11 protein-coding genes are annotated in these 16,743 nt (G+C 74.5%); 9 read left to right on the top strand and 2 right to left on the bottom strand.

Annotated features, from left to right (window positions below):
- Window positions 1-20 precede the first annotated feature (20 nt).
- On the top strand, window positions 21-3,251 hold the full coding sequence (locus tag BOQ63_RS19565; protein WP_030287480.1) for an ATP-dependent helicase: 3,231 nt from the start codon (window positions 21-23) through the stop codon (window positions 3,249-3,251).
- Between the two features lie 194 nt (window positions 3,252-3,445).
- Window positions 3,446-4,630, top strand: coding sequence for a PP2C family protein-serine/threonine phosphatase (locus BOQ63_RS19560; RefSeq protein ID WP_050366590.1), 1,185 nt, complete (start codon window positions 3,446-3,448; stop codon window positions 4,628-4,630).
- 4 nt (window positions 4,631-4,634) lie between these two features.
- On the opposite strand, the gene BOQ63_RS19555 is transcribed toward BOQ63_RS19560, so the two are convergent.
- Complete coding sequence (locus tag BOQ63_RS19555; protein ID WP_063736195.1) at window positions 4,635-5,609, bottom strand: endonuclease/exonuclease/phosphatase family protein; 975 nt, start codon at window positions 5,607-5,609, stop codon at window positions 4,635-4,637.
- A gap of 67 nt (window positions 5,610-5,676) precedes the next feature.
- Between BOQ63_RS19555 and BOQ63_RS19550 the strand changes: the two genes are divergently transcribed.
- From BOQ63_RS19550 to BOQ63_RS19525, 6 genes are all read left to right on the top strand, one after another.
- On the top strand, window positions 5,677-6,309 hold the full coding sequence (locus BOQ63_RS19550) for a PadR family transcriptional regulator (RefSeq protein ID WP_030287488.1): 633 nt from the start codon (window positions 5,677-5,679) through the stop codon (window positions 6,307-6,309).
- 85 nt (window positions 6,310-6,394) lie between these two features.
- Window positions 6,395-7,159 carry an ABC transporter ATP-binding protein gene (locus BOQ63_RS19545; RefSeq protein ID WP_030287491.1) on the top strand — a complete coding sequence of 255 codons (765 nt, stop codon included), beginning with the start codon at window positions 6,395-6,397 and terminating at the stop codon, window positions 7,157-7,159.
- Window positions 7,156-10,026 carry an FtsX-like permease family protein gene (locus tag BOQ63_RS19540; RefSeq protein ID WP_072654700.1) on the top strand — a complete coding sequence of 957 codons (2,871 nt, stop codon included), beginning with the start codon at window positions 7,156-7,158 and terminating at the stop codon, window positions 10,024-10,026. Before BOQ63_RS19545 ends, BOQ63_RS19540 begins: the two co-directional genes overlap by 4 nt.
- Before the next feature lie 200 nt (window positions 10,027-10,226).
- Window positions 10,227-11,630: a dipeptidase gene (locus BOQ63_RS19535; protein WP_030554411.1), complete on the top strand. Its 1,404-nt coding sequence runs from the start codon at window positions 10,227-10,229 to the stop codon at window positions 11,628-11,630.
- Between the two features lie 142 nt (window positions 11,631-11,772).
- Window positions 11,773-12,714, top strand: a complete 942-nt coding sequence (gene nudC / locus BOQ63_RS19530) for an NAD(+) diphosphatase (protein WP_030287498.1) — start codon at window positions 11,773-11,775, stop codon at window positions 12,712-12,714.
- Window positions 12,715-12,955: 241 nt separating this feature from the next.
- On the top strand, window positions 12,956-13,795 hold the full coding sequence (locus BOQ63_RS19525; RefSeq protein WP_030287500.1) for a GntR family transcriptional regulator: 840 nt from the start codon (window positions 12,956-12,958) through the stop codon (window positions 13,793-13,795).
- Between the two features lie 36 nt (window positions 13,796-13,831).
- Here BOQ63_RS19525 and BOQ63_RS19520 read toward each other — a convergent pair whose 3' ends face one another.
- Entirely contained in the window at window positions 13,832-14,089 is a 258-nt protein-coding gene (locus BOQ63_RS19520) for a mycoredoxin (protein WP_030287501.1), read from the bottom strand.
- Between the two features lie 209 nt (window positions 14,090-14,298).
- Here BOQ63_RS19520 and BOQ63_RS19515 point away from each other — a divergent pair, with 209 nt between their 5' ends.
- Window positions 14,299-16,566, top strand: coding sequence for an ATP-dependent DNA helicase UvrD2 (locus tag BOQ63_RS19515; RefSeq protein ID WP_078656323.1), 2,268 nt, complete (start codon window positions 14,299-14,301; stop codon window positions 16,564-16,566).
- Window positions 16,567-16,743: the final 177 nt, after the last annotated feature.

Here is a 16,743-nt window from a genome sequence, read left to right as displayed (position 1 = left end):
GCTCCGGTTACGGTTGCGGGGTGACCGCCGTGCTCAGCCATCCCGACCAGCTCAAGGAGCTGCTGGGCATCCCGTTCAACCGGGAACAGACGGCGGCCATCGGCGCCCCCCTGGCCCCCGCCGTGATCGTGGCCGGCGCCGGCTCCGGCAAGACCACCGTGATGGCCGCCCGCGTCGTCTGGCTGGTCGGCTCCGGCGCCGTACGCCCCGAGGAGGTGCTCGGCCTCACCTTCACCAACAAGGCCGCCGGCGAACTCGCCGAACGCGTCCGCACCGCCCTGCTGCAGGCCGGCGTCGCCGACCGGGACGACACCGAACCGCTCGGCGAACCCGAGATCTCCACCTACCACGCCTTCGCCGGCCGCCTGCTCAAGGAACACGGCCTGCGCATCGGCATAGAGCCGGACGTGCGGCTGCTCGCCGACGCCACCCGCTTCCAGCTCGCCGCCAAGGTGCTGCGCACCGCCCGCGGCCCCTTCCCCGCCCTCACCGGCACCTTCGCCAACCTCGTCGCCGACCTGACCGCCCTGGACGGCGAACTCGCCGAACACCTGGTCGAGCCCGCCGCCCTGCGCGCGTACGACGAGGAACTGCTCGACACCCTCGCCACCGTCAAGCTGGGCAACGACGACCTGCGGGCCGTCCCCGCCACCGCCCGCGCCCGACTGGAACTGCTGCGCCTGGTCGAGGACTACCGCCGCCGCAAGCAGGCCGCCGGACTGATGGACTTCGGCGACCAGATAGCCGCCGCCGCCCGCCTCGCCCAGCAGCGCCCCGAGGTCGGCGCCCTGCTGCGCGGCCAGTTCAAGGTCGTCCTGCTCGACGAGTACCAGGACACCTCCGTCGCCCAGCGGCTCATGCTCGCCGGACTCTTCGGGGCCTCCCGGGACGGCGCCGGCGCCACGGGCCACCCGGTGACCGCCGTCGGCGACCCCTGCCAGGCCATCTACGGCTGGCGCGGCGCCTCCGTCGCCAACCTCGACGACTTCCCCCGGCACTTCCCGCAGGCCGACGGCCGCCCCGCCGAGCGCTACGCGCTCAGCGAGAACCGGCGCAGCGGCGGACGCCTGCTCGCCTTCGCCAACGAACTCGCCGCCCCGCTGCGCGCCATGCACGAGGGCGTCGAGGCGCTGCGCCCGGCCCCCGGCGCCGAACAGGACGGCTACGTGCGGGCCGCGCTGCTGCCCACCCACGCCGAGGAGATCGACTGGCTCGCCGACTCGATCGCCCACCTGGTGCGCACCGGCACCGCGCCCGGTCGGATCGCCGTGCTGTGCCGGGGCGGCGCCGCCTTCCCGGACATCCACGCCGCGCTCGTCGCCCGCGAGGTGCCGGTCGAGGTGGTGGGCCTCGGCGGCCTGCTGCAACTGCCCGAGGTGGCCGACCTGGTGGCGGTCTGCGAGGTGCTGCAGGACCCGACCGCCAACGCCGCCCTGGTGCGCCTGCTGATCGGCCCGCGCTGGCGGATCGGCCCGCGCGACCTCGCCCTGCTCGGCCGCCGGGCCGCCGAACTGGTGCGCACCGAGCGGCCCGAGGGCGTGGAGGCGCTGGCCGCGGCCGTCGCCGAGGCCGACCCGACCGAGGTGGTGTCGCTCGCCGACGCGGTGGAGACCTTCCTCACCGCCCCAACCGGTGAGCAGGGGGATCCGAGCGACGACCTGCCGTTCTCCGCCGAGGCCAGGGTGCGCTTCGCCCGGCTCGCCGCCGAACTGCGCGAACTGCGCCGCTCGCTCGCCGACCCGCTGATGGACGTGCTGCACCGGGTGCTGACCGTCACCGGCCTGGAGGTCGAACTCGCGGCCTCCCCGCAGGCGCTGGCCGCCCGGCGCCGGGAGACCCTGCACGCCTTCCTGGACGTCGCCGCCTCCTTCGCCGACCTGGACGGTGACCCGGGCCTGGCCGCCTTCCTCGGCTTCCTGCGCGCCGCCCAGGAGTACGAGCGCGGCCTGGACAGCAGCCTGCCCGGCGGCGAGGACACCGTGAAGGTGCTCACCGCGCACAAGTCCAAGGGCCTGGAGTGGGACGTGGTGGCCGTCCCCGGCCTGGTGAAGGGCGCGTTCCCGTCCGGCACCGCACGCGAACGCTGGACCAGCACCAAGCGGGTGCTCCCGCACGCCCTGCGCGGCGACGCCGCCACCCTGCCCGACGTGCGCGGCGGCTGGACGAGCAAGTCGATGGCCGCGTTCAAGAAGGAGCTGGCCGAGCACTCCGGCACCGAGGAACTGCGCCTGGGCTACGTCGCGTTCACCCGCCCCCGCTCGCTGCTGCTGGCCTCCGGGCACTGGTGGGGGCCGAGCCAGAAGACCGTCCGCGGCCCCTCCGCCTTCCTGGAGCAGCTGCGCGCGCACTGCGAGCAGCCCGGCGCCGGCGAGGTCGAGCACTGGGCCGAGCCGCCGGAGAAGGGCGCCGTGAACCCGGCGCTGGCCGCCGCCGTCGAACGCCCCTGGCCGCTGCCGCTGGACCCGGCCGCCCAGCACGCCCGCCGCCGGGTCGCCGAGGTGGTGCGCGGCAGGATCGGGGGAGCGCCCGCTCCCGAACCGGAGCCGATGGCCGCCGAGGACCAGCGCCAGGTCGCCTCCTGGGACCGCGATCTCACCGCGCTTCTGGGCGAGTTGGAGCGCTCCCGGCGCACCGCCCGGGAGGTGCCGCTGCCGCCCGCGCTGTCCGCCACCCAGCTGCTGCGACTGGCCGCCGACCCGGACGGCTTCGCCCGCGACCTGGCCCGCCCGATGCCGCGCCCGCCGCAGCCCGCGGCCCGGCGCGGCACCCGCTTCCACGCCTGGGTGCAGTCCCGGATCGAGCCGCTGCTGCTGATCGAGCCCGGCGCGCTGCCCGGCGCCGACGACGACGGCATCGAGGACGAGCAGGACCTGGAACGGCTCAAGGAGGCGTTCCTGCGCACCCCGTACGCCGAGCGCAGGCCCCACCGGGTCGAGGCGCCCTTCCAACTGGTGCTGGCGGGGCGGGTGGTGCGCGGCCGGATCGACGCGGTCTACCGGGACGGTGACGGGCTGACGGAATCCGGTGGTGCGTCACGCTACGAAGTGGTGGACTGGAAGACCCACCGCGAGGAGACGGCCGACCCGCTGCAGCTCGCGGTCTACCGGCTCGCCTGGGCCGAGCAGGCGGGCGTCGATCCCGAGCAGGTCACGGCCTCGTTCCTGTACGTCCGCAGCGGACGGATCGTACGACCGGAAGGACTTCCCGACCGAAAAGAGTTGGAACGGCTCCTGATCGGGAACAGTGACTAATGAGTCACACAGAGCATCCAAGTCATCGCGCCGACGCCCGAAACCTGTGCGTCGTACACGTTTCGTGCCTATTGTGGGGTCGGTAACCGGTCAACCCCCGTGCTCCGGCCGCCAGCGAGGCCTGCATTCCCTGACCCTCAGTCATCACCGCAGGTGCCCCCGGGCATCGGCGTCTTCTGCTGGAGAGACCGAAGTTGAGCGCGACCGGATGGATCAGAGAGCGGTTCACCGGGCCGACCCCGGGACCCGCACCGGGCGCGACCGGCACCTGGCCGAGGACGGCGCTCGCGCTGCCCCTCATCGGCATGGCGCTGATCGTCGTCCTCGACCACCTCAGCGGCACCGAGGTGACGGTCGAACCCGCCCTCACCGCCGTACCCGCGCTGGCCGCCGTGGTCAGCCGCCGCACCTGGTACCCGCTCGCCATCGGCCTGTGCACCGAGGCGGCGGCGTTCCTGATGGCCTTCCGCAGCGACGCGCTCGGCGAGTCCGTGCACGCCGCCAGCGTCATCGCGATCCTGCTGGTCGCCACGATCGGCTGGGTCAGCGCCACCCTGAGACTGCGCCAGGAACAAGCCCTGGCCGACGCCCAGCTGGTCGCCGCGATCGCCCGCCGGGTGCTGCTGCGGCCCGTCCCCGAACGGGTCGGCAGCGTGCGCGCCGCCGTCCACTACGAGGCCGCCGCCGCCCACGCCCGCATCGGCGGTGACCTGTACGAGGTCGTCAACACCCGGCACGGCGTCCGGGCCGTGGTCGGCGACGTGCGCGGCAAGGGCCTCGGCGCGGTCGAGACCGCCGCCGCCGTCCTCGGCGCCTTCCGCGAGGCCGCCCACCAGGAGCCCGCCCTCGACCGGGTGGCCGGCTGGCTGGCCGACAGCCTCGACCGGGCCCTGCACGAGAACGACCACCCCGGCGTGGAGGAGGAGTTCGTCACCCTCGTCCTGATCGGGGTGCGGTCCGACGGCACCGCCGAACTCGTCAACTGCGGCCACCCCTCGCCGCTGCTGCTGCGCGGCGGACTGGTCCGCCCGCTCGAACTCACCGAGACCGTACCGCCCCTGGGCGTCCTCGACCCGGCCGACGTCCACCCCCCGGTGCACCGGGTCCCGCTGCACGGCGGCGACCGGGTACTGCTGTTCACCGACGGGGTGATCGAGGCCCGCGACCGCTCCGGCGCCTTCTACCCGCTCGCCGAACGCTTCCCGCGCTGCGCCGACGGCCGCCCCGCCGACGTCCTCCAGCGCCTGCACGAGGACGTGGTGCGCCACGTCGGCCGCCAGCTCGGCGACGACGCGGCCATGCTGCTCCTGCAGTACGAGCCCACCCCGCCCGCCATCGCCCACCTGCCGCAGCAGACTGGCGTCCTGACGACCAGGTAGCCCGCTACAGCGAGACCCGCACCAGCAGCGGCCGGTGGTCCGACACCGCCGCGCGCGGCGCCGCCGCCGGGCCCACCGCCGCGCGCGGCACCCCCACCGCCAGCACGTGGTCGAACTGCACCGCCGGCCGGTGCGAGGGATAGGTCGGCGTACGCGCCAGGTCGTACCAGCCCTGGAGCCGGGCCCGCGGTTCCCGCACCCGCCGCCGGCGCGGCTCCACCACCACCGCGGGCCGGGCCCGCCGGGCCGCCCGCAGCTCCCGCACCCGCACCCGCGGCGCCGTGCGCTCCAGCGCCGTCGCCCCGCCGAGCACCGTGCGCGGCACCGCGCCGACCAGGTTGAAGTCCCCCAGCACCAGGTGCGGCTGCGGCAGGTCGGCGATCCAGCGCCGGATCCCGGTCAGCTGCGCCATGTTCCAGCCCGGTACGAAGGACAGGTGCGCGGCCACCACGGTGAACGGCCCGCGCTCGCCCTCCAGCACCGCCGCCAGCGCCGCTCGCGGCTCGTCCGGCACGGGGGTCAGCCCGCGCCGCCCGGCCACCCGCAGCGGCAGCCCGAACGGCGCCGGGGCGAAGCGCCGCGCCCGCCAGTGCCGCACCGGCAGCCGGGTCAGCAGCGCCGTCCCGTACGAGGACGGGGCGCCGTCGCCGACCTCGCCCGGCCCGTACACCCGCAGGCCGTTCGGCCCGGACGGGTCCGGCACCCAGCCCGCCACCGGCGCCGGGCGCCCGTGCAGCGCGGCGGCGAAGCGCCAGTCGCCCGCGCCCATCGCCCCGGCCGCCACCGACGCCTGGTCGGTGCCGCCGGAGCGCGGCTGGTGTCGGTCCACCTCCTGCAGGGCCAGCACGTCGGCGTCCAGCGCGGCGATCGCCTCGGCCAGCGGGGCCGCCGCGTCGGCCGGGTAGGGCCGCGGTGCGCCGTCCGGGGCGAGCGGCTGACCGTGCAACAGGTTGAAGGTGGCGATGCGCAACTGGCTCACACCGCACGACGGTACCCGAGGGGGCGCGGCTTGAGGCCGGAGGGCATACCGGGTATACATACTGAGTATGTCCATCCGCCACGGTCTGCTCGCCCTGCTCGACCAGGGCCCCCGCTACGGCTACCAGCTGCGCACCGAGTTCGAGGCGCGCACCGGCGCCACCTGGCCGCTCAACGTCGGACAGGTCTACACCACGCTGTCCCGGCTGGAACGCGACGGCCTGGTCGAAGCCGCCGGGGAGGACGACGAGGGCCACCAGTTCTACGCCGTCACCGACGCCGGCCGCGCCGAACTGCGGACCTGGTTCGACACCCCGGTGCCCCGGACCAGCCCCCCGCGCGACGAACTGGCGATCAAGCTCGCCATGGCCGTGACCGTCCCCGGAGTGGACGTCTCCGCCGTCGTCCAGGGCCAGCGCCGGCACAGCATCAAGGCGCTGCAGGACTACACCCGGCTCAAGGGCCGCGCCCTCGCCGGCGAGACCGGACCCGGCACCGTGCCCTCCGAGGGCAACGACCTCGCCTGGCTGCTCGTCCTCGACCAGCTGATCTTCCAGACCGAGGCCGAGATCCGTTGGCTCGACCACTGCGAGACCCGGCTCGCCCAACAGGCCGAACTCCAGCAGGCCCGCGCCGCAGAGGCCGCCCGCGACGGCGCCGCCAGGAAGCCCGGCCGACTCGGCCGCCGCACCCGCGCCTGAGACGGGCCCCGGGCGGCCCCGCCACCCGATCCGCAGGCCCGGCGCCCCGAACGCCGGGCCCGTACCCAGTACAGAGGGGGGAACCGTGTCCCACACCGACCAGTCCCGGCAGGCGCCGGTACTGCACCTGGAGGACGTCACCCGCGTCCACGGCCAGGGCGCCGCCGAGGTCCAGGCCCTGCGCGGCGTCGACCTCAAGGTCCACCCCGGCGAGTTCGTCGCCGTCATGGGCCCGTCCGGCTCCGGCAAGTCCACCCTGCTCACCCTCGCCGGCGGCCTCGACACCCCGACCACCGGCCAGGTCCTGGTCGAAGGCGTCGCCCTCGGCACCCTCAGCCGCAAGAAGCTCGCCCAGGTCCGGCGCCGCTCCATCGGCTACGTCTTCCAGGACTACAACCTGATACCGGCCCTCACCGCCGCCGAGAACATCTCACTGCCGCGCGAACTCGACGGCCTGTCCGCCCGAGCCGCCCGCCGTGAGGCCCTCGCCGCCCTGGAGGAACTCGGCATCCCCGAACTCGCCGACCGCTTCCCCGACGACATGTCCGGCGGCCAGCAGCAGCGCGTCGCCATCGCCCGCGCCCTGATCGGCGAGCGCCGACTCGTCCTCGCCGACGAACCCACCGGCGCCCTCGACTCCACCACCGGCGAAGCCGTCCTCGCCGTCCTGCGTGCCCGCTGCGACGCCGGCGCCGCCGCCATGATGGTCACCCACGAAGCCCGCCACGCTGCCTGGGCCGACCGCGTCGTCTTCCTGCGCGACGGCCGCATGGTCGACGAGTCCGTCAGCCAGGACGCCGCCAGCCTCCTCGTCAGCGCCGCCGCCAACAGCAGGAAGGTGGACGAGTGAAGCCCGGAGCCTGGCGGCTCGCCCTGCGCATCGCCCGCCGCGACGCCCTGCGCGCCAAGGGCCGCAGCGCCCTCGTCGTCGCCATGGTCGCGCTGCCCGTCCTCGGCGTCACCGGCGCCGACGTGTTCTTCCGCAGCGCCACCCTCGAACCCGCCGAACGTGTCGTCCGCACCATGGGACAGGCCGACGGCCAACTGGAGCTGGTCGACCGCGGCGCCTCCGTCAAGCAGGCCCCCGACCCCGGCGACCACTCCTACCTGGCCGTCAACCCCAAGTACGAGACCAAGGACGGCGCCGCCCCCCACTACACCCCCGAGCAGCAGCGCTCCCGCGACACCGAACCCGCCCGGCTCGCCAGGGAACTGCTGCCGCCCGGCAGCACCCTGCTGACCGACTCCCCGGGCCCGGACACCGCCGCCAGCAGCACCGAGGGCCTGCTCACCACCCGCACCAGCGAAGCCGATCTGACCGACCCGGTCTGGCACGGCCGGCTCGACGTGATCGAGGGCAGCGCCCCCACCAACGACCAACAGGCCGCCGTCACCCGCGAGTTCCTCAACCGCTCCGGCCTGCGGATCGGCGACCGCACCACCGTCCGCGGCCTGGAGTCCACCCCCTTCACCATCACCGCCGTCGTCGAGTACCCCGGCGACCTCAAGGGCACCGAACTCGTCACCCGCCCCGGCACCCTGATCGGAAAGCTCCCCGGCGGCTCCGGCAGCTCCGGCCGCGACACCGCCGGCGCCACCCGCTGGCTCGTCCAGCTCCCCGCCGGCGCCACCCTCGACTGGGCCAAGGTCACCGAACTCAACGGCTACGGCTTCGTCCTCGCCTCCCGCAGCGTCATCCTCCACCCGCCGGCCCGCGCCGACGTGCCCTACTACGTCGAGATGGACCGGATCCACGGCGAGAGCGGCACCGCCCTGCTCGACCGCACCTACGTCGTCATCCTCGCCACCGTCGTCGGCATGGCCCTCCTGGAGATCGTCCTCCTCGCGGGCCCCGCCTTCGCCGTCGGGGCCCGGCGCTCACGGCGGCAGCTCGGCCTGCTCGCCGCCGCGGGCGGTGACCGCGCAAACGTCCGCGCGGTCGTCCTCGGCGGCGGCATCGTCCTCGGCCTCACCGGCGCCGCCCTCGGCCTCGGCCTCGGCGTCGCCCTGGTCGCCCTGCTGCGCACCCGCGCGGAGGAGTACTCCGGCGCCCGCTTCGGCCACTTCAACCTCCAGCCGCTCGACCTGCTCGGCGTCCTCCTGGTCGGCCTCGTCACCGGACTGCTCGCCGCCATCGTGCCCGCCGTCCAGGCCTCCCGCCAGGACGTTGTCTCCGCCCTCACCGGCCGCGACTCGCTCAAGCCACCGAGCCGCAAACTCGCCCTGCTCGGCCTGCTGATGCTCGGCGCCGGCAGCGCCCTCGCCCTGGTCGGCGCGACCAGCGGCTTCTCCAGCCGCACCCTCGCCGTCCTCGGCGGCTCACTCCTCGCCGAACTCGGCATGGTCGTCCTCGCCCCGTACCTCGTCGGCCTGTTCGGCAAGCTCGGCCGCTGGCTCCCGCTCGGCCCCCGGCTCGCCCTGCGCGACTCCGTCCGCCACCGCGGCCGCACCGCGCCCGCCGTCGCCGCCGTGATGGCCGCCGTCGCCGGCTCCGTCGCCGTCAACGTCTACCTCGCCAGCTACGACGAGCAGTACCGCCGCGAGTACGTCGCCGCCGGCCCGCCCGGCGCCGTCATCCTCGGCACCGGCTACGGCACCGGCACCGAGACCAAACTGCTGCCGCAGATGCGCGACACCGTGGAACGCAGCATCACCGCCCTCGGCCCGCGCGCCGACGTCTCCCACGTCGACTACAAGGGCGACTGCCAGGACGGCAACCCCTGCGGCTACATCCAGGTCATGCCGCCCAAGGAACGACGCTGCCCGGTCTTCGACCGCGACACCGACGACCCGGTCGAACCCGGCGAGATCAAGCGCGTGATGAGCACCGACCCGCGCTGCCAGGTCAACGAACGCCGCGGCAGCCAGTACGGCGACCTCACCGCCGGCGACGCCAACCTGCTGCGCAACCTCTACGGCGTCACCGACCCGGCCGCCGGCCAGGCCCTCACCGCCGGCAAGGCCGTGGTCTTCGACCCGCGCTACTTCGAAAACGGCAAGGTCGTCCTGCGGTACAGCGAGCCGATCACCACCGGCGCCGACGGCGCGCGCACCAAGCCGAAGAACATCGAGACCACCGTCGACGCCGTCCTCGCCCCCTCCGCGATGCCGGCCCCCGGCCAGCTCGTGATCAGCCCGGACACCGCCACCCGCCTCGGCTTCACCACCAGGCCGGCCGGCTCCGTCTGGCTGCCCGGCACGGCCCCCTCCGACGGCGACCAGCAGAAGGCCGACGGCGCCCTCGCCAAGCTCACCGACCACACCGTCCTCAGCGTCGAACGCGGCTACCAGTCCAAGGCCGGACTCGTCGGCCTCGGCCTGGCCGGCTTCGCCGGACTCGTCGCCCTCGGCGCGGCCGGCATCGCCACCGGACTGGCCGCCGCCGACTCCCAACGCGACCTCACCACGCTCGCCGCGGTCGGCGCCGAACCACGCATCCGCCGCTCGCTCTCCGGCTTCCAGTGCGGGGTCATCGCCGCCATGGGCACCCTGCTCGGCGCCGTCTGCGGACTCCTGCCCGCCGTCGCCCTGCGCAAGGTCCAGGGCCTCGCCGCCGACTACCCCGGCATCAGCCCCGAGGAACTCGCCGACAAGTCGTCCGTGGTCCTGCCCTGGCCCACCATCGCCGCCACCGTCGTGGTGCTGCCGCTGCTCGCGGCGGCGCTGGCCGCGCTGCTCACCCGCTCGCGGATCTCGCTGCTGCGCCGCACCGGCTGAGACCGGCGGCTGCTCCCCGTCACCCCTGTCCGCGCGGCCGCGGCGGGGGTGACGGCGGTTGCGGGGGCGGTGGAGGCGGGGGTGGCAGCGGTTGCGGGGGCGGTGGAGGCGACGGGGGTGACGGAGGTTACAGCCCCGACGGCGTCCGGCACCCGGAGGGCCGGGGCGGGCACCCGCACGGGCGAACTACAGTCGTCGGTATGACGAGAACCCCGGACAGCGCCGTCCGCTCCTTCATCGACCAGCACCAGGCCGCGTTCCTCGCCGACCTCTCCGAGTGGCTGGCCATCCCCTCGGTCTCCGCCGACCCCGAGCGGGCCGGCGACGTGCGCCGCTCCGCCGAGTGGCTGGCGGCCAAGCTGCGCGGGACCGGCTTCCCGGTCGCCGAGGTGTGGGAGACCGACGGGCTGCCCGCGGTGTTCGCCGAGTGGCCGTCCGGGGACCCGTCCGCGCCGACCGTGCTGGTCTACGGGCACCACGACGTGCAGCCCGCCGCCAAGGAGGACGGCTGGGACACCGACCCCTTCACCCCGACCGTCGTCGGCGAGCGGCTGTACGCGCGCGGCGCGGCCGACGACAAGGGCCAGGTCTTCTTCCACACCCTCGGCGTTCGCGCCCACCTGGCCGCCACCGGCCGCACCGCGCCGGCCGTCACCCTCAAGCTGCTGATCGAGGGCGAGGAGGAGTCCGGCTCGCCGCACTTCGCCGACCTGGTCCGGCGCGAGGCCGAGCGGCTGGCCGCCGACGTGGTGGTCATCTCCGACACCGGCATGTGGTCCGAGACCACCCCGACCGTGTGCACCGGCATGCGCGGCCTCGCGGACGCCCAGCTTGACCTGTACGGGCCGGACACCGACATCCACTCCGGCTCCTTCGGCGGCGCCGTCCCCAACCCGGCCCAGGTCGCGGCCGAACTGGCCGCCGCCCTGCACGACGACGACCGCAGGGTCGCGATCCCGGGCTTCTACGACGGGATCGTGGAACTGACCGAGCGCGAGCGCGAGCTGTTCGCCGAACTGCCCTTCGACGAGGCGCAGTGGCTGCGCGTCGCCAAGTCGTACGGCACCCGCGGCGAGGCCGGGTACTCCACCCTGGAGCGGGTCTGGGCCCGTCCGACCGCCGAGGTCAACGGCATCTGGGGCGGCTACACCGGCCCCGGCGGCAAGACCATCGTGCCGTCCTCGGCCCACCTCAAGCTGTCCTTCCGGCTGGTCGCCGGGCAGGAGGTGGAGAAGGTCCGCGAGGCCGTCCGGACCTGGGTCGCCGAGCAGGTGCCCGAGGGCATCCGGTACGAGCTGGTCTTCCCGGGCGCGACCCGGCCCTGCCTGACCCCGCTGGACCACCCGGCGCTGCAGTCCACCGTCCGCGCGATGGGCCGCGCCTTCGGGCAGAAGATCCTCTTCACCCGCGAGGGCGGTTCCGGCCCCGCGGCCGACCTGCAGGACGTGCTGGGCGCGCCGGTGCTGTTCCTCGGCATCTCGGTGCCCTCGGACGGCTGGCACTCGGTCAACGAGAAGGTCGAGCTGGACCTGCTGGCCAAGGGCGTCGAGACCGCCGCCTACCTGTGGGGCGACCTGGCCGAGAACTTCCGGCCCGGCGCGTGAGCCCGCGCGCTGCGGGCGCGCCTCGTGTGGGCCCGCGCGCTGTCGGCCCGCGTGCCGTGGGGCCCGCGCGTTGTGGGCCCCTTCGCGCACATCGCAGTCAGATCACTCATCCGGATGATTCACCACGTGGGGATGGAACGAAGTGAGCACCGTGCCTGAGACCGAGCGCCCGCAGGCCCTGGCCCTGGCCAGGGCGGGGGTGGACCGGGCCGCCGAGCACCGGTTCGACGAGCCCTGGCTGGCCGCCGCCTGGAGCCACCCCACCACCCGGGTCCTGCCGATCGCCGGCGGCGAGGCCTTCGTCGTCGACACCGCGCAGGGCACCGAACTCGTCCTGCTGCCCTCCTTCGAGGCGCCGCAGACCGGGGACCGCTACTTCCTCGGCACCGACGAGGACGGCGTCTCCTACTTCGCGCTGGCCGGCGAGAGCCTGCCCGGGCGGCTGGACGGCGACGCCCGCCCGGCCGGCCTGCGCGAGGTCGGCGCGCTGCTGTCCGACCGCGACGCGGGCCTGCTGGTGCACGCCGTCGCCCTGGAGCACTGGCACCGGCTGCACAGCTTCTGCTCGCGCTGCGGCCACCCGACCGAGAAGGCCGGCGCCGGGCACGTGCGGCGCTGCACCTCCTGCGCGGCCGAGCACTACCCGCGCACCGACCCTGCGGTGATCATGGTGATCACCGACGAGCAGGACCGCTGCCTGCTCGGCCGCCAGGCCCTGTGGCCGGAGGGCCGCTGGTCCACGCTGGCCGGCTTCGTCGAGCCGGGGGAGTCGATCGAGCAGGCGGTGGCCCGTGAGGTCCAGGAGGAGGCGGGGGTGCGGGTCGGCGAGGTCCGGTACGTCGCCAGCCAGCCCTGGCCGTTCCCGTCCTCCCTGATGCTCGGCTTCATGGGCAAGGCCCTGCCCGGCGGCACCGACATCACCGTGGACGGCGAGGAACTGGCCGAGGCGCGCTGGTTCTCCCGCGAGGAGCTGCGCGCCGGGATGGAGGCCGGCGAGATCCTGCCGCCCTCCGGCATCTCGATCGCCCGCCACCTGGTCGAACTCTGGTACGGCGAGCCGCTGCCGTCGGCGGCGCGCTGGTAATCCTGTACGAATTCCCCGGCGACTGCGGGGAGTTCCGGGCCCGCGGGGGCGCGCGACTCAAGGTGCGCGCCCCCGATTTCCTTTTCCATCCCTTCCCGCACCCGCCACGACCAGCTGTTCGTGGCCGGACGGGCCAGTTCTGCTACCGCCGGGCCCTCCGACGCCCCCACCGCCGACCCGCGCGGACGACATTGCCGGAAACGGCTGAAACCGCGTCACCGCGCTCGCTACATTCACTCGGGTGACAATCCCCCGGGGCACCGCCCAATCCCCCAAATACCAGCGCCTCGCCGCCGACCTGCGCCGCCGGATCGCCGAAGGCGAGTTCACCACCGACGCCGCCCTCCCCGTCGAGAGCGAACTGGAACGCCAGTACGGCGTCGCCCGCAACACCGTCCGGCTCGCCGTCGACGTCCTGGTCAACGAAGGCCGCCTCGTCCGCCTCCAGGGCAAGGGCACCTACCTGCGCGAACACCCCGTCCTCGACCACCACGCCTACGGCCCCACCCTGCCCCCGGCGCCCCGCGACTGCCTCGCCGCACCCTCCGACGTCTACCTCGGCGAAGCCGCCGAAGCCGGGCGCGAACTCAGCACCGACTTCGAGATGATGATCGTCCGGGCCCGCGTCGACATCGCCGAACGCCTCGGACTGCGCCCCGGCGAGACCATCGTGGTCCGCCGCCAGCTGCGCCTGCTCGACCGCGAGCCGTACTCCATCGAGGAGAGCCACTACCGGGCCGGCCTCGCCGCCGGCACCCCGCTGATGGAACCCGACCCCGTCGAGGGCGGGGACGAAGCCGTCCTCGCCGCCCTCGGACGCACCGAGATCGGCGCCGTCGACCACCTCGTCGCCCGGATGCCCGGCCCCGAGGAGGCCCAGTGGTTCCAGGGCGGCCCCGGCGTCCCGCTCGTGGTCCAGACCCGGGTCACCTACGACCGGCGCGGCCCCGTCCGGGTCATCGAGACCCGCTACTCGGCCGACCGCAGCCGGCTCGTCTACGGCATCGGCGACCTCAGCGCGCGCACCACCCTGCCCGCCCCCGCCACCCCCGTCGACCCGGCCCGGGCCGACGCGCCGTGAGGCGCGCCGACCCCGGCCGGCCGTCCCGACGCCCGGTCAGGCGGCCAGGGCCTTCTTGACCTGGATCAGGCTCGGGTTCGTCATCACCACCTGCTCGCCGCCGCCCACCGGCTGGACCAGCACCGTCGGCACCGTCTGGTTGCCGTTGTTCACCGACTCCACGAAGGCCGCCGACGCCGGGTCCTCCTCGATGTTGATCTCGGTGTAACCGATGCCTTCACGGTCCAGCTGGCTCTTGAGTCGGTTGCAGTACCCACACCAGGTCGTGCTGTACATCGTCACGGTGCCGGACATCGAGGGGGCTCCTTCGGAAGAGGGGTTCGTACGGTCTCACAGCCGCAACGTCCACCGGGCGGCCGGCATTCCGGCGCCCGTACCGACAGCGGCGACCCCGAACGGGACGCGGCGATGCGGAGCGATGCGGAGGGATGCGGATGGATCATCCTGCGATCACACCGGGCCTGTGGACAACCCCGCCCCCGTTGTCCCACCGGGCTGAGAAGATGGAACGCATGCAGGAAGACCTCTTGAGCGGCAGCCCGTACGACGCCCCCCACGGCTCCCCCTGGGCCGACCCCGGCGCCGCCACCGGCCCCGACGCCGTGCTCGCCGGGCTCGACCCCGAACAGCGCGCCGTCGCCACCGCCCTGCACGGCCCCGTCTGCGTCCTCGCCGGCGCCGGCACCGGCAAGACCCGCGCCATCACCCACCGCATCGCCTACGGCGTGCGCAGCGGCGTCTACCAGCCCGCACAGGTCCTCGCGGTCACCTTCACCGCCCGCGCCGCCGGCGAGATGCGCGGCCGACTGCGCCAGCTCGGCGCCGACGGCGTCCAGGCCCGCACCTTCCACGCCGCCGCCCTGCGCCAGCTCCAGTACTTCTGGCCCCGCGCCGTCGGCGGCCCGGTGCCCCAGCTCCTCGAACGCAAGGTCCAGCTCGTCGCGGAGGCCGCCGGCCGTTGCGGACTGCGCGTCCAGCGCACCGAACTGCGCGACCTCACCGCCGAGATCGAATGGGCCAAGGTCACCCAGACCTCCCCCGAGGACTACCCCGCCGCCGTCGCCAAGTCCGGCCGCGAAGCCCCCCGCGACCCCGCCGAGACCGCCCAGGTCTACCGCGTCTACGAGGAGACCAAGAGCCGTCGCGGCAACATCGACTTCGAGGACGTCCTGCTCCTCACCGCCGCCATCCTGGAGGACCGCCCCGACATCGCCGAGCAGGTCCGCAACCAGTACCGGCACTTCACCGTCGACGAGTACCAGGACGTCTCCCCGCTCCAGCAGCGCCTGCTCGACCAGTGGACCGGCCCCGGCGGCGGCGCCAGCCTCTGCGTCGTCGGCGACGCCAGCCAGACCATCTACTCCTTCACCGGCGCCACCCCCGACTACCTGCTGAACTTCCGCAGCCGCCACCCCGACGCCACCGTCGTCAAGCTCGTCCGCGACTACCGCTCCACCCCCCAGGTCGTCCACCTCGCCAACGGACTGCTCGCCCAGGCCCGCGGCGAGGCCGCCCGCCACCGCCTCGAACTCGTCTCCCAGCGCGAGGCCGGCCCCGAACCCGTCTACACCGAGTACGAGGACGAACCCACCGAGGCCGAGACCACCGCCCGCCGGATCAAGGACCTCCTCGCCACCGGCGTGCGCGCCAGCGAGATCGCCGTCCTGTTCCGCACCAACGGCCAGTCCGAGGTCTACGAACAGGCCCTCGCCGACCTCGGCGTCCCTTACCAGCTCAAGGGCGCAGAACGGTTCTTCGAACGCCCCGAGGTCCGCGACGCCGGCGTCCTGCTGCGCGGCGCCGCCCGCGCCGCCGCCGACCCGCTCACCGCCGGCGCTCCCGACCTCGCCGGCCAGGTCCGCGCCGTCCTCGCCAGCCGCGGCTTCACCCCCGAACCGCCCGCGGGCTCCGGTGCCGTCCGCGACCGCTGGGAATCCCTCGCCGCCCTCGTCCGCCTCGCCGAGGAGTTCGAGCGCACCCGCACCGCCGAAGGCCTCGGCACCGACCTCGCCGCCTACGTCGCCGAACTCGACGCCCGCGCCGCCGCCCAGCACGCCCCCGCCGTCGAAGGCGTCACCCTCGCCTCCCTGCACGCCGCCAAGGGCCTCGAATGGGACGCCGTCTTCCTCGTCGGCCTCACCGAGGGCACCCTGCCGATCATCTACGCCAAGACCGACGAACAGATCGAGGAGGAACGCCGCCTCCTCTACGTCGGCGTCACCCGCGCCCGCAAGCACCTCAGCCTCTCCTGGGCCCTCTCCCGCTCCCCGGGCGGCCGCGCCTCCCGCAAGCCCAGCCGCTTCATGGACGGGCTGCGCCCCGGCTCCTCCGCCCCGGGCGCACGCACCGGCGCGCGGGGCGGGCGGGGTGGCGTCGAGCCCGGCGAGCGCTCGGCCGCCCGGCGGGTCCGCGGCCCGGTCAAGTGCCGGGTCTGCGACAAGCCGCTCACCGATGCCGTCGAACGCAAGCTGCGCCGCTGCGAGGACTGCCCGTCCACGATGGACGAGGCGCTGTACGAGCGGCTGCGCGAGTGGCGGGCCCGGCAGGCGAAGAAGCAGGGCGCCCCGGCGTACGTGGTGTTCACCGACGCGACCCTGATGGCGATCGCCGAGGACGTGCCCGCCGGCCGCCAGGAACTGGCCCTGATCTCGGGGGTCGGCGCCATGAAGCTGGACAAGTACGGGGCCGCCGTGCTCTCGTTGTGCGCGGGGGAGGAGCCCGAGGAGGATCCGGACGGCGTCGAGGACGACGGTCCGGTCGATCCGGCGTGAGCCGGCACGGGCGCGGTCCAGGGGACTGCTCGGGGGACTTCGCAACCGCTGCGGAACGTCGCGCGGATCCTGCCGTCGACGGCGCCGCGTGAACTCGCGTGAAAAATAGTTTGCGCGGCATACCGGGAGCGCAATAGCCTGCCGGGGCGGTCAAGGGGACGCGGTCGCACGGGGTCA

This window comes from Streptomyces viridifaciens, from assembly GCF_001888885.2.
GTDB lineage: Bacteria > Actinomycetota > Actinomycetes > Streptomycetales > Streptomycetaceae > Kitasatospora > Kitasatospora aureofaciens.
Note: the sequence above shows the minus strand (reverse complement) of the source record. Positions and strands in the feature narration are given on the sequence as shown.

Coding starts and splice junctions, on each gene's coding strand:
- BOQ63_RS19535 (WP_030554411.1), top strand. CDS start 10,227: ATGACGAGAACCCCGGACAGCGCCGTCCGCTCCTTCATCGACCAGCAC.
- BOQ63_RS19550 (WP_030287488.1), top strand. CDS start 5,677: ATGTCCATCCGCCACGGTCTGCTCGCCCTGCTCGACCAGGGCCCCCGC.
- BOQ63_RS19515 (WP_078656323.1), top strand. CDS start 14,299: ATGGAACGCATGCAGGAAGACCTCTTGAGCGGCAGCCCGTACGACGCC.
- BOQ63_RS19520 (WP_030287501.1), bottom strand. CDS start 14,089: ATGTCCGGCACCGTGACGATGTACAGCACGACCTGGTGTGGGTACTGC.